Below are 12,629 nucleotides of genomic sequence, written 5' to 3' on the forward strand. Positions count from 1 at the left end.
GGGGACAAGGAGCATGGGGGCTCACCTCGGGTGGGGGGATGGGGGGAGTGCTCGTCCAAGCACCCGTGATCCCGCATCTGTTGCTCTCGGTCTGCTGTCTCGCCGGAGCGCGCCGTCGCACCGGAGATCAACATGTCCTGTACATCTCAGTGACCGTAACGCTGTTCGTCCGAGACGGAAAGCCCTTGCGCAGCGGTGAAGTTCAACTTTTTCCCGTCTCAGGACAAAGGGCCTTCCGGGCATGCCGAACGGCCCGGCGGTGAACTTGTCCCCGCCGGGCTCGTGTTGGGCTACGACTTGAGGGTCGTCGGCTACTCGCCGCCGCCGAAGGCCGCGTCGAAGGACGCGGTGGGCGGGTCGAAGTCGAACCGCTTCAGATCGGCGAGCGCCTCGGGGGCGCCGGAGAGCCGGTCCATACCGGCGTCCTCCCACTCCACCGAGATCGGGCCCTCGTAGTTGATCGACCGCAGCATGCGGAAGACGTCCTCCCACGGCACGTCGCCGTGCCCGGCCGAGACGAAGTCCCAGCCGCGCCGCGGGTCGCCCCAGGGCAGATGCGAACCGAGCCTGCCGTTACGGCCGTCGAGACGCTTGCGCGCCTCCTTGCAGTCGACGTGGTAGATCCGGTCCCGGAAGTCGTAGAGGAATCCGGTCGGGTCCAGGTCCTGCCAGACGAAATGGCTCGGGTCGAAGTTCAGCCCGAACGCGGGCCGGTGGTCGACCGCTTCGAGCGCCTGCTTCGTCGTCCAGTAGTCGTACGCGATCTCGCCCGGGTGGACCTCGTGGGCGAAGCGCACTCCCTCGGTGTCGAAGACGTCGAGGATCGGGTTCCACCGCTCGGCGAAGTCGTCGTAACCCCGCTCGATCATGCCGGGCGGCACCGGCGGGAACATCGCCAGCAGATGCCAGATGGACGAACCGGTGAAGCCGATCACCGTGTTGACCCCGAACGCGGCGGCGGCCCTGGCGGTGTCCTTGATCTCCGCGGCGGCCCGCTGTCGTACGCCCTCGGCCTCCCCGTCGCCCCAGATGCGGGACGGCAGGATGCCCTGGTGGCGCTCGTCGATGATGCTGTCGCAGACCGCCTGGCCGACCAGGTGGTTGGAGATCGCCCAGCACTTGAGGCCGTACTTGTCGAGCAGCTGGTGGCGGCTCTCCAGATAACCCGGATCGGTGAGCGCCTTGTCGACCTCGAAGTGGTCGCCCCAGCAGGCCAGTTCCAGACCGTCGTAACCGAAGTCACGGGCGAGCCGGCAGACCTCTTCCAGTGGCAGATCGGCCCACTGGCCGGTGAACAGCGTGAACGGGCGTGGCATACGGACCTTCCCTCAGGACTCGATTCCGGCCGGGGCCGGGACGGGTGTGTAGATGGCGTTCTTCTCCGCGCTCTCCTCCACTGCGGCGAGGACCCGCTGCACCTGGAGACCGTCGGCGAAGGAGGGCGCGGGATCGGTTCCGGCGGCGATCGCCTCGACCAGATCCTTGGCCTGGTGTACGAAGGTGTGCTCGTAGCCGAGCCCGTGGCCCGGCGGCCACCAGGCGTCCAGATACGGGTGCTCGGACTCGGTGACCAGGATCCGCCGGAATCCCGCGGTGACCGCGGGCTCCGACTGGTCGTGGAACGAGAGCTCGTTGAGCCGCTCCAGATCGAAGGCGAGCGAACCGTGCTCGCCGTTGATCTCCAGCCGCAGCGCGTTCTTGCGTCCCGCCGCCATCCGGGTGGCCTCGAAGGACGCCAGCGCCCCCGAGGCGAGCCGCCCCGTGAACAGGGCGGCGTCGTCCACCGTGACCGGGCCCGTCTCCGCGCCGCCGGACGCCGAGAGACCGGCCGACGCCCCCGACAGCAGCGGCCTCTCCCGTACGAACGTCTCGGTCATCGCGGAGACCCCGACCAGCGGCTCCCCCGCCAGGAACTGCGCGAGGTCCACGATGTGCGCGCCCAGGTCGCCGAGCGCCCCCGATCCCGCGTGCTCACGCTTGAGCCGCCAGGTGAGAGGGAACTCGGCGTCGACCAGCCAGTCCTGGAGGTAGGTGACCCGCACGTGCCGCAGCGCGCCGAGCCGTCCCTCCTCGATCAGCTTGCGGGCGTAACTGATGGCGGGCACCCGCCGGTAGTTGAAGCCCACCATGGCCAACTGGCCCCGGGACCGGGCCGCCTCGGCGGCCCGGACCATGGCCTCGGCCTCGGCGACCGAGTTGGCCAGCGGCTTCTCGCACAGAACGTGCTTGCCCGCCTCCAGCGCGGCGATGGCTATCTCCGCGTGGCTGTCCCCAGGCGTACAGATGTCGACCAGCTGCACGTCGTCACGCGCGATGAGTTCCCGCCAGTCGGTCTCCGCGGCGGCCCAGCCGAGTTTGCCGGCTGCCGTGCGGACGGCCGTCTCGTCCCGCCCGCAGATGGCGGCGAGGTGCGGCCGCATCGGCAGATCGAAGACATGTCCCGCCGTGCGCCAGCCCTGGGAGTGGGCGGCACCCATGAACGAGTATCCGATCATGCCGATACCGAGTGGCGGCGGTGCGCCGGCTTCCTTCTCCGACGCTTCCCTGCTGGTCATAAGGGATTACTCCTCGTCTCTCGCGCGTGTGGGGGCAGACTGGCGGAGCCGGTCAGCTGAATCCCTGAGGCAGGTACTCGTCGACGTTGTCCTTGTCGACGACCGCCGAGAACAGCGTGACCTGGGCCGGGATCTCCAGTCCGGCCATGCCGCTGACACCCTTGCCCTGGCCGAGCGCGCGGGCGAGGTCGATCGCCGTCGAGGCCATGATCGGCGGGTAGAGCACGGTCGCCTTCAGAACGCTGTTGTCGGCCTTGATGGCGTCCATCGCCGACTTGGCGCCGGCGCCGCCGACCATCAGGAACCCGTCACGGCCGGCCTGGTCGATGGCGCGCAGCGCGCCGACACCCTGGTCGTCGTCGTGGTTCCACAGGGCGTCGAACTTGGACTGCGCCTGGAGCAGCTGGGCCATCTTGGCCTGGCCGGACTCGACGGTGAAGTCGGCCGCCTGGCGGGCGACCTTCTTGATGTTGGGGTAGTTCTTGAGCGCGTCGTCGAAGCCCTGGGTGCGCTGCTTGGTCAGCTCCAGGCTGTCGGGGCCCGACAGTTCGATGACGGTGGCGTTGGGCTTGTCCTTCAGCTTCTCGCCGATGTACTTGCCCGCGTTGACACCCATGCCGTAGTTGTCGCCGCCGACGTAGCAGCGGAACGCCTGCGGGTCGGCGAAGATCCGGTCCAGGTTGATGACGGGGATGCCCGCGCGCATCGCCTTGAGACCGGCCTGGGTGAGGGCCTTGCCGTCGGCCGGCAGGATCACCAGGACGTCGACCTTCTTGTTGATCAGCGAGTCGATCTGGCCGATCTGCGCGGCGGTGTCGTTCGAGCCCTCGGTGATGTCGAGGGTGACGTCCGAGTACTTCTTGGCCTGCGCCCTGGCGTTCGCGTTGATCGCGGCCAGCCAGCCGTGGTCGGCCTGCGGGCCGGCGAAGCCGATGGTGACGGCCTTGCCGGGCTTGTCGTCGACCGCCGGCTCGTTGGCGGCGGCGGGCTCCTTCTTCTCGTTGCTGGTGCAGGCGGTGAGGAGGGCACCGGCCGAAATGGCGGCGGTACCGAACAGAAGACCTCTGCGGCTCGTTTCTGGCATGACGGTTCGTCCCCTTCAGGAGAGCGGATGGAGCGGTGCGTCGGAAGCGGTGCTTCGGGAAGCGGTACGAGATCGGGCCTCGGGGATACGAGGTCAGCCCTCACCGTTGCGCGCCGTGCGGCGCTGGACCAGTACGGCGGCGACGATGATCGCGCCCTTGGCAATCTGCTGGACGTCGCTCTGCAGGTTGTTGAGAGCGAAGATGTTGGTGATGGTGGTGAAGATCAGGACACCGAGTACGGAGCCGACGATCGTGCCGCGACCGCCGCTGAGCAGCGTGCCGCCGATGATCGCCGCCGCGATGGCGTCGAGTTCGTAGAGGTTTCCGTTCGTGTTCTGTCCCGAGCCGGACAGCACGATCAGCATGAAGGCCGCGATACCGCAGCACAGTCCGGAGAGCAGATAGAGGTAGAGCCGCTGCCTGCGCACGTCGATGCCGGCGAGGCGGGTCGCCTCCGCGTTGCCGCCGACCGCGACGGTGCGCCGGCCGAAGGTGGTGCGGTTGAGCAGCAGCCAGCCGATGACCGTCACCGCGGCGAAGATGATGACGAGCGGCGGGACGCCCAGGATGTAGGAGTCGCGGGAGCCGAGGTCGAGGACCGACTTCAACGTGACGACCTGGGTGTTGCCGTCGGTGATCTGGAGGGCCAGACCACGGGCGGACGCCATGATCGCGAGGGTCGCGATGAACGGCGCCATGCCGCCGTACGCGATCAGTACTCCGTTGACCAGACCGCAGGCCAGACCCACGATGATCGCGGTGAACAGGATGCCGGCGAAGCCGTACTCCTGTGTCGCCAGGGTGGTCGCCCACACGGAGGCCAGGGCCACGATCGCGCCGACCGACAGGTCGATGCCGCCGCTGGTGATGACGAAGGTCATGCCGACGGTGACGACACCGATGATCGACGCCTGGGTGAGCACCAGTTGGAGATTGCTGGTGTCCAGGAACTGATCGGGCTTGGTGATTCCGCCGACGACTATCAGTGCGGCGAGCACGCCGAGCAACGAGAGCGTACGGAAATCGAGACGCAGCCCGAGCGGCGGCCGGCTCCCGGAACCTCCCGGGGTCTTTCCGGCGGGCTTGGTCAGCGGCACGGCTACGGCGTCGGCGGGTGCGGCGTCGGGCCCGCCCTGCTGCGCCTCAGAGGCAGGCTGTTTCATGGCGTCGGGCTCCCTTCCATCACAAGGTCGAGTACACGGTGCTCGTCAAGCTCCTGGGCCGGTGACCTGTGGACGACACGGCCCTCCCGGAGCACCAGCACCCGGTCGGCGAGGCCAAGGACCTCGGGGACCTCGCTGGAGACGAGAAGTACGGCGAGGCCGTCGTCGGCCAGCCGGCGGATCACGGAGTAGAGCTCGGCGCGGGCGCCGACGTCCACACCGCGGGTGGGTTCGTCGAGAAGCAGCACCCGGCAGCCGCGCAGCAGCCAGCGGGCCAGGACGACCTTCTGCTGGTTGCCGCCCGACAGGGTGCGGATGATCGCGTCGGGGTTGTCGGGGCGCAGGGAGAGTTCCTGGGTCGCGGCCCTGGCCGCCTTGCGCTCGGCGGAGCTGTCGAGCCAGCCGCCGCGGGAGAAGCGGGACATCGAGGACACCGACACGTTGCGGGTGACCGATTCGATGAGCAGCAGGGCCTGGGCCTTGCGCTCCTCGGGGGCGAGGCCGAGTCCGGCGCGTACGGCGGCGCGGACGCTGCCGGGCTTCAGCTCCTTGCCGTCGACCAGCACCCGGCCGCCCGTGGGCTTGCGGGCGCCGAAGATGGTCTCCAGGATCTCGGAGCGTCCGGAGCCGACGAGACCCGCGAGGCCGACGATCTCGCCGGGCCGCAGTTCGAGGTCGACCGGTTCGAACTCGCCTTCCCTGGTGAGTCCTTCGGTCCGCAGCACGGGCTCGCCGCGCGGTGCGTCGGCGACCGACGGGCGGTCGGGGAAGACGTACGCGACCTCCCGGCCGGTCATCAGCGAGACGACCTCGCTGGTGGGGGTCTCCTTCGCCGGCAGACCCACGGCGACGGTGCGGCCGTCCTTGATGACGGTCACGCGGTCGCCGATCCGGCGGATCTCCTCCAGGCGGTGGGAGATGTAGATGACGGCGACCCCGTCGGCGGTGAGGGTGTCGACGATTCGGAAGAGGTTGTCGACCTCGTCCGGGTCGAGCGCCGCCGACGGCTCGTCCATCACGATGAGGCGTACGTCGTGGGAGAGCGCGCGGGCCATGGAGACGATCTGCTGGTGCGCGGCGGAGAGTTCACCGACGGGCCGGCCCGCGGGGATCTCGGGGTGGCCGAGGCGTCCGAGCAGCGCGGTGGCCGCGGTCCTGGCCTCGCCGCCCTTGACGATGAAGCCGGCGGCGGTCGGCTCGTGGCCGAGGAAGATGTTCTCGGCGACCGACAGGCCCTCGACCAGGTCGAGTTCCTGGTAGATGGTCGCGATGCCGAGCTTCATCGCCGCGATGGGTGACTTGAGCTGGACCTCTTCGCCGCGCCAGGTGATGACACCGTCGTCGGGCTGGTGCGCGCCGGCGAGCACCTTGATGAGTGTGGATTTGCCGGCCCCGTTCTGGCCGAGCAGACAGTGGACTTCGCCTGCCTGCACCTCCAGGTCCACGCCGTCCAGGGCGCGGACGCCCGGGAACAGCTTGGTGATGCCGGACATGGTGAGCAGGCTGCCTTCGGGTGGTGCTGGTGCCATGGCGTATCCCCTCGGCGGATGCGGCCGGTGAGCGGGCGTGCGGGCGTGCGGAACAGGGCGGTGCGATGCGGATGGTGCGGTGCGGGTGGTGCGGTGAACGGTGGTGCTTTGTTGGAGCTTTTGTTGCTTTTTTTGCTGTTATTTCGGTAGTGCGGGTGAAGCGTGTGCCGTACGGCCTGACGTCGGGTTGCCGGTGTCAGGCCGGGGAGAAGAGGTGGTCGCTGATGAGCCGGGCCGCGCCGGTGACTCCGGCGGTCGGCCCCAACTCCCCGAGAACGATGGGGAGATTGCCGGTGGCCAGTGGAAGTGACTGGCGGTAGACCTGGGTACGGACGCTGGCCAGCAGGGTGTGGCCGAGTCCGGTCACCCCGCCGCCGATCACGACGAGGCCGGGATTGAAGAAGCTGACGAGCCCGGCGATGACCTGGCCGACCCGGTTGCCGCCTTCGCGGATGAGGTAGAGGGCGGTGGGGTCACCGGCCGCGGCGGCCACGGCGACGTCGGCGGCGGTGAGCCGGCCGGCGGCCTCCAGGCGCGAGGCGAGTTCGGCGGAACGGCCCGTACGGGCGGCGTCCTCGGCGTCCCTGGCCAGTGCGGCGCCGCTGAAGTGGGCTTCCAGGCAACCCCTGTTGCCGCAGACGCAGGCGCGTCCGTCGGGCTCGACCCGGATGTGGCCGATGTCGCCCGCGCTGCCGGTCGTCCCGCGGTAGACCTCGCCGCCGACGACGATGCCGCAGCCGATACCGGTACCGATCTTGACGCAGAGGAAGTCGCCCACGGAGCGCGCGACGCCCGCGTGCTGCTCACCCATCGCCATCAGGTTCACGTCGTTGTCGACCATGACGGGGCAGCCGAGGTCCTGGCTGAGCGCCTCGCGTACGGGGAAGCCGTCCCAGCCGGGCATGATCGGCGGCGCGACCGGCACACCTTCGGGGAAGCGGACCGGTCCCGGAACGCCGATGCCGGCGCCGTCGTAACCGTCGGCGAGACCGGAGGCCTTGAGCTTGGCGGCCATCGCGAGCACCTGCTCGAAGACGGCGACCGGGCCCTCGCGGACGTCCATCGGGTGGTTGACGTGGCCGAGGACTTCGAGTTCGGCGTTGGTGACCGCGACGTCTATGGACGTGGCGCCGATGTCCACCCCGAGGAAGCGCAGTGCGGGCGCGAGGCGGATGTTGTGGGAGCGACGGCCACCGCGCGACGCGGCGAGTCCGTCGGCGACGACGAGCCCGGTCTCCAGCAGCCGGTCGACTTCCACGGCGAGCTTGGAGCGGGAGAGGTCGACCTGATCACCGAGCTGGGCGCGGGAGTTGGGACCACCGTCACGCAAGAGCCGGAGCAGTCGCGCCTGATGAGCGTTCGCGGGTCGTGCGGTCATACGTCTCACGCGCCCCTCCCCGCCTCTCGGCTCTGTGATGCGTCGCTACGTCGGTTGTCGTTTCGACGGGCTTTCGAGGGGAACGTAGCAGCGCTTTCCCCGAGTGGGAAGAAGTTGCGCAGGAATCGCTCCTAACTTTCTCCACAGTCAGGACAAAGACGTTTCACCGTCCGTGAGCACGGGGCATCCACGAGGGCGCGGGGGCGGTTCACGGGGTGGGCGATCACCTGGTCCGGCGCATGGCAAAGGCGCCCCCGCGTCCTGCCGGAGGCGCCTCGTCACTGATCGTACGGGCTCACCCTCGCCCGTACGAAAGTACGTCAGACCGCGGCCTCCCCGCGGTGGTGGTACGTGGTGCGCGTCTGCTCCGTGTGGGAGCGCATGACCTGCGTCGCGGCCTGTTCGTCCCGCGCGGAGATCGCCGCGATCAGGGCCCGGTGCTCGATCCAGGACTGCTTGCCGCGCTGCCGCGCCACCGGCGCGTAGTACCAGCGCACCCGCCGGTCCACCTGCGCCGCCAGCTCCGCGAGGACCACGTTGCCCGCCAGTTCCATCACCTTCGCGTGGAAAGCGGCGTTCGTCGCGACCGTGAGCTCCACGTCGTCGTCGGCGACCGACTGCTCACCCTTGGCGCAGAGCGCCTCCAGCGCCGCGATGCCCGCCGAACCCGAGTTCGCGGCGGCGAGCCTCGCGGCCTCGGCCTCCAGGAGCGTACGGACCGAGAGCAGCTGGTCAGCCTCCGCCTCGGTCGGCTCGTGGACGAACGCGCCCTGGGCGGGCCTGAGATCGACCCAGCCCTCGGTGTTCAGGCGCTGGAGCGCCTCACGTACGGGCTGGCGGGAGACCCCGAGATGGCCGGCGAGTTCGCTCTCGACCAGATGCTGTCCGGGCCTGAGCGAGCGCACGGTGATCAGTTCGAGCAGCGCCTCGTAGACGCGCTCGCGCAGCGGGCCGGGGCGTTCGAGCTTGGGCACGGAGCCCTGTGGCAGTCCTGCGGACAACATGCGGTCCCCCATCCTGGCCGGCTACGGCAACGGGCGCGGCAACGGCACGACGATTGGCTATCGTCTACAGTCTACCGAGAACCGTAGCGGTCAGGGGCAGCGGATGACCTGCCCGGCGTAAGAGAGATTTCCGCCAAAGCCGAAAAGCAGCGCGGGAGCGCCGGATTCCACCTCGCCGCGCTCCACGAGCTTGGACAGCGCCATCGGGATGGACGCGGCGGAGGTGTTGCCGGAGTCCACCACATCGCGCGCGATGACCGCGTTGACCGCGCCGATCTTCTGGGCGACGGGCTCGATGATCCGCAGGTTCGCCTGGTGCAGTACGACGGCGGCCAGGTCCTCGGGGGCGATTCCGGCCCGTTCACAGACCTTGCGGGCGATCGGCGGCAGTTGCGTGGTGGCCCAGCGGTAGACGGACTGGCCCTCCTGCGCGAAGCGCGGCGGGGTGCCCTCGATCCGTACGGCGTTGCCCATCTCGGGCACCGAGCCCCAGAGCACCGGGCCGATGCCGGGCTCCTCGCCCGGCCGGACGGCCTCGACGACCGCGGCGCCCGCGCCGTCACCGAGGAGGACGCAGGTGGAGCGGTCGGTCCAGTCGGCGATGTCGGCCATCTTGTCGGCGCCGATGACCAGCGCGCGGGTGGCGGCGCCCGCCCGTACGGCGTGGTCGGCGGTGGCGAGCGCGTGGGTGAAGCCGGCGCAGACCACATTGAGGTCCATCACGGCCGGTGAGCCCATGGAGAGCCGGGCGGCGACGCGCGCCGCCATGTTCGGCGACCGGTCGATCGCCGTGGACGTGGCCACCAGTACGAGGTCGATGTCGGCGGGGGTCAGACCGGCGGCGGCGAGCGCCTTCGCCGCGGCGTGCGCCGCCATCTCGTCCACGGGCTCGTCGGGCCCGCCCACGTGCCGGGTCTTGATCCCGACACGGCTCCTGATCCACTCATCACTGGTGTCGACCATGCCCGCCAGGTCGTCGTTGGTGAGCACCTTGGCGGGCTGATAGTGCCCGAGCGCGGCGATACGAGTGCCGGTCATGCCCGGGACCCCCTCTTCGGTCGACGTCAGGAGATCCCCAGTCTCGTCAGCGACTCACGAGTAAGGGGGCAGGTGACCCAACAGGATTCCCCGCCTCCTCTTGGAGACTCCGGATCATCCGGCGGCGTCCGAAGGCATCACCCGGTGAACAGCTGGGTGGCCTTGCGGACCAGTTCGTACAGACCGTACGCGAGAGGGACGCCCACCCAGAGCCAGGCGAAGACGATCAGCGCGGTTCGCCGGGACTCAGGCACTGCGTTCCCGCTCTCCGGTGCTGTGGTCATCGGGGGCCTCCTTCGGTGCTTCCGGCTTCGTGGCCGTGTTCGCGGGCGCGGGGACGTTCGCGGGCGCGGCGGTGTCCGCGGGCCGGTGGTGGCGCGGGTGTACGGGGCGCACCAGCTCGTTGGCCACGAACCCGATGGCGAGCAGCCCGATCATGATGGTCAGCGAGAGCCCGTACAGACCTGGCCCGCTCTTGCCCGCCTCCTCCTGGCTGTCGGCGACCCGGTTGACGATGAGCGGGCCGAGGACGCCGGCCGCCGACCAGGCGGTGAGCAGCCGCCCGTGGATCGCGCCCACCTGGTAGGTGCCGAACAGGTCCTTGAGATACGCGGGGACGGTGGCGAAGCCTCCTCCGTAGAACGAGAGGATGACGAGCGCGCAGATGATGAAGAGGGGTTTGGACGCGTCGCCGAACTGGGCGATCAGCAGGTACATCAGGGCGCCGACGCCCAGATAGAGGCGGTAGGTGTTCTTCCGGCCTATGAGGTCGGAGGTGGACGACCAGCCGATGCGGCCCGCCATGTTGGCCGCCGACAGCAGCGCGACGAAACCGGCGGCGGCCGAGACGGAGACCGGCGTGTCGGTGTCGGCGAAGAAGTCGGTGATCATCGGGGCGGCCTTCTCCAGAATGCCGATGCCCGCGGTGACGTTCATACACAGGACGATCCACAGCAGCCAGAACTGCGGTGTGCGGACGGCCGATTTGGCGGAGACCTGCGCGGTGGTGATCAGGGCCGACGCGGGGGCCGGAGCCGCCTTCGGCGCCGCGTCGGGGCGTGGTACGCGGATCAGCAGGACGCCGAGCAGCATGAACACCGCGTAGACCAGGCCGTGTACGAGGAACGCCTTGGCGATGCCGTCGCTCGTGGAGCCGAACGACTCCAGCATCTGCGCGGACCACGGCGAGGCGATGAGCGCGCCGCCGCCGAAGCCCATGATCGCGATGCCGGTCGCCATGCCCGGCCGGTCGGGGAACCATTTGATCAGCGTCGAGACCGGCGAGATGTAGCCGATACCGAGTCCGATGCCGCCGACGAAGCCGTAGCCGAAGACGATCAGCCAGAACTGTTCGGTCGCGGCGCCGAGCGCGGAGAGCAGGAAGCCCGACGAGAAGCAGACGAGTGCGACGGTCATCGCCCAGCGCGGGCCGTTGCGTTCGACGAGGGTGCCGCCGAAGGCGGCGGAGAGGCCGAGCATCACGATGCCCAGCTGGAAGGGGAGGGCGCTCTGGGTGCCGGAGAGGCCGAGAGCGGATTCCAGCGGGGGCTTGAACACGCTCCAGGCGTAGGCCTGTCCGATCGAGAGGTGCACGGAGAGCGCTGCGGGGGGTACCAGCCAGCGGCTCCAGCCGACCGGGGCGAGTGGTGGGGTCATGGTCGCGAACTCTAGGAACCGTCCCGACCGTTTGGGAAGATCTTTCACTCGTTGTTCACGTCGACCGTATGCCGACGACAGAAGTCTTGTCGGCAGTTATTCCATACTGTAGACAATATATCGTCGGCAAAGTGTGCTCCTTTCCGCGCTTCTCTCAACACCCTCAAAGCGAACGGAGAGCCCTACGGTGAAAGTCGCAGTCGTCGGTGCCGGTGCGATCGGCGCCTATGTCGGTGCCGCGCTCGATCGCGCAGGCGCCGAAGTCCATCTCATCGCCCGTGGACCGCATCTGGCGGCCATGAGGCAGCACGGAGTCCGGGTGTACAGCCCGCGCGGCGATTGGACCGCGCGGGTGCACGCCACCGATCAGCCGGCCGACATCGGGCCGGTCGACTACGTGTTCCTGGGCCTGAAGGCGAATTCGTACGCGGCGTGCGGGCCGCTGATCGCGCCTCTGCTCCAGGACCACACGGCGGTCATCGCCGCCCAGAACGGCATTCCCTGGTGGTACTTCCACCGGCACGGTGGCCCGCACGACGGCCGCCGTATAGAGAGCGTCGACCCCGGCGGCTCGGTCAGCGCCGTGCTGCCGCCGGAGCGCGCCATCGGCTGTGTCGTCTACGCGGCGACGGAGCTGGAAGGGCCGGGCGTCGTACGGCACTTGGAAGGCACCCGGTTCTCCATCGGGGAGCCGGACAGATCGCTCTCACCACGCACCAAGGAGTTCGGCGAGGCCATGCGGGCGGGCGGACTCAAGTGTCCGGTCGAGGCCGAACTGCGCGACGAGATCTGGATCAAACTCCTCGGCAACATCTCCTTCAACCCGATCAGCGCGCTGACCCGCGCCACGATGCGGGAGATGTGCCTGCACCGCAGCACCCGGGAAGTCATCGAACTGATGATGAGGGAGACGCTCCGGGTCGCCGAGGCACTCGGCTGCCACCCGGACATCTCCGTCGAGCGCCGGCTGGCCGGCGCCGAACGGGTCGGCGACCACCGGACCTCCACCCTCCAGGACCTGGAGAAGGGGAAGCCGATGGAGCTGGACGTGCTGCTCGCGGCCGTCGTCGAACTGGCCGCCATGTGCGACATCGAGGTGCCGACGCTCCGCACGGTCGACGCCATCTCCGACCTGCTGGCCCGCGGGGTGGCCGCGTAGCCGCGTAGCCGCGCGACCGGAGCGTTCAACAGGTTGCGCGGTTCGCTGGCCGCACCTGTCCT

The 12,629-nt window shown here is 69.2% G+C and carries 11 protein-coding genes; 1 reads left to right on the forward strand and 10 read right to left on the reverse strand.

Features of this window, described 5'->3' with window-relative positions; genetic code table 11:
- Positions 1-311: 311 nt before the first annotated feature.
- From ACFWHU_RS01605 to ACFWHU_RS01650, 10 genes are all read right to left on the reverse strand, one after another.
- Positions 312-1,316, reverse strand: a complete 1,005-nt coding sequence (locus tag ACFWHU_RS01605) for a sugar phosphate isomerase/epimerase (protein WP_078074226.1) — start codon at positions 1,314-1,316, stop codon at positions 312-314.
- Positions 1,317-1,328: 12 nt separating this feature from the next.
- Entirely contained in the window at positions 1,329-2,555 is a 1,227-nt protein-coding gene (locus ACFWHU_RS01610) for a Gfo/Idh/MocA family protein (protein WP_385804062.1), read from the reverse strand.
- A 52-nt stretch (positions 2,556-2,607) separates the two neighbouring features.
- Positions 2,608-3,639: a substrate-binding domain-containing protein gene (locus tag ACFWHU_RS01615; RefSeq protein WP_385804060.1), complete on the reverse strand. Its 1,032-nt coding sequence runs from the start codon at positions 3,637-3,639 to the stop codon at positions 2,608-2,610.
- 93 nt (positions 3,640-3,732) lie between these two features.
- Complete coding sequence (locus ACFWHU_RS01620; RefSeq protein WP_385804057.1) at positions 3,733-4,803, reverse strand: ABC transporter permease; 1,071 nt, start codon at positions 4,801-4,803, stop codon at positions 3,733-3,735.
- Entirely contained in the window at positions 4,800-6,332 is a 1,533-nt protein-coding gene (locus tag ACFWHU_RS01625) for a sugar ABC transporter ATP-binding protein (protein ID WP_385804055.1), read from the reverse strand. Before ACFWHU_RS01625 ends, ACFWHU_RS01620 begins: the two co-directional genes overlap by 4 nt.
- 196 nt (positions 6,333-6,528) lie before the next feature.
- The gene (locus ACFWHU_RS01630) at positions 6,529-7,710 is read right to left on the reverse strand and encodes an ROK family transcriptional regulator (protein WP_078074231.1); all 1,182 of its coding nucleotides are present in this window, start codon (positions 7,708-7,710) and stop codon (positions 6,529-6,531) included.
- A gap of 320 nt (positions 7,711-8,030) precedes the next feature.
- Positions 8,031-8,714 (reverse strand): GntR family transcriptional regulator, encoded by a 684-nt coding sequence (locus tag ACFWHU_RS01635; RefSeq protein WP_385804052.1) that lies wholly within the window; start codon positions 8,712-8,714, stop codon positions 8,031-8,033.
- Between the two features lie 90 nt (positions 8,715-8,804).
- Positions 8,805-9,752 carry a beta-ketoacyl-ACP synthase III gene (locus ACFWHU_RS01640; protein WP_385804049.1) on the reverse strand — a complete coding sequence of 316 codons (948 nt, stop codon included), beginning with the start codon at positions 9,750-9,752 and terminating at the stop codon, positions 8,805-8,807.
- A gap of 137 nt (positions 9,753-9,889) precedes the next feature.
- Positions 9,890-10,036 carry a hypothetical protein gene (locus tag ACFWHU_RS01645; RefSeq protein WP_381792294.1) on the reverse strand — a complete coding sequence of 49 codons (147 nt, stop codon included), beginning with the start codon at positions 10,034-10,036 and terminating at the stop codon, positions 9,890-9,892.
- Complete coding sequence (locus tag ACFWHU_RS01650; protein WP_387223151.1) at positions 9,999-11,408, reverse strand: OFA family MFS transporter; 1,410 nt, start codon at positions 11,406-11,408, stop codon at positions 9,999-10,001. Before ACFWHU_RS01650 ends, ACFWHU_RS01645 begins: the two co-directional genes overlap by 38 nt.
- A gap of 187 nt (positions 11,409-11,595) precedes the next feature.
- Here ACFWHU_RS01650 and ACFWHU_RS01655 point away from each other — a divergent pair, with 187 nt between their 5' ends.
- Positions 11,596-12,567, forward strand: a complete 972-nt coding sequence (locus ACFWHU_RS01655; protein ID WP_376501434.1) for a 2-dehydropantoate 2-reductase — start codon at positions 11,596-11,598, stop codon at positions 12,565-12,567.
- Positions 12,568-12,629: the final 62 nt, after the last annotated feature.

Source organism: Streptomyces sp. NPDC060366 (assembly GCF_042725135.1).
Classification (GTDB): Bacteria; Actinomycetota; Actinomycetes; order Streptomycetales; family Streptomycetaceae; genus Streptomyces.

What these genes read in the sequence shown, in the direction of transcription:
- ACFWHU_RS01645 (WP_381792294.1), bottom strand. Translation starts at nt 10,036, where the DNA reads ATGACCACAGCACCGGAGAGCGGGAACGCAGTGCCTGAGTCCCGGCGA.
- ACFWHU_RS01620 (WP_385804057.1), bottom strand. Translation starts at nt 4,803, where the DNA reads ATGAAACAGCCTGCCTCTGAGGCGCAGCAGGGCGGGCCCGACGCCGCA.
- ACFWHU_RS01630 (WP_078074231.1), bottom strand. Translation starts at nt 7,710, where the DNA reads ATGACCGCACGACCCGCGAACGCTCATCAGGCGCGACTGCTCCGGCTC.
- ACFWHU_RS01640 (WP_385804049.1), bottom strand. Translation starts at nt 9,752, where the DNA reads ATGACCGGCACTCGTATCGCCGCGCTCGGGCACTATCAGCCCGCCAAG.
- ACFWHU_RS01625 (WP_385804055.1), bottom strand. Translation starts at nt 6,332, where the DNA reads ATGGCACCAGCACCACCCGAAGGCAGCCTGCTCACCATGTCCGGCATC.
- ACFWHU_RS01610 (WP_385804062.1), bottom strand. Translation starts at nt 2,555, where the DNA reads ATGACCAGCAGGGAAGCGTCGGAGAAGGAAGCCGGCGCACCGCCGCCA.
- ACFWHU_RS01650 (WP_387223151.1), bottom strand. Translation starts at nt 11,408, where the DNA reads ATGACCCCACCACTCGCCCCGGTCGGCTGGAGCCGCTGGCTGGTACCC.
- ACFWHU_RS01615 (WP_385804060.1), bottom strand. Translation starts at nt 3,639, where the DNA reads ATGCCAGAAACGAGCCGCAGAGGTCTTCTGTTCGGTACCGCCGCCATT.
- ACFWHU_RS01635 (WP_385804052.1), bottom strand. Translation starts at nt 8,714, where the DNA reads ATGTTGTCCGCAGGACTGCCACAGGGCTCCGTGCCCAAGCTCGAACGC.
- ACFWHU_RS01605 (WP_078074226.1), bottom strand. Translation starts at nt 1,316, where the DNA reads ATGCCACGCCCGTTCACGCTGTTCACCGGCCAGTGGGCCGATCTGCCA.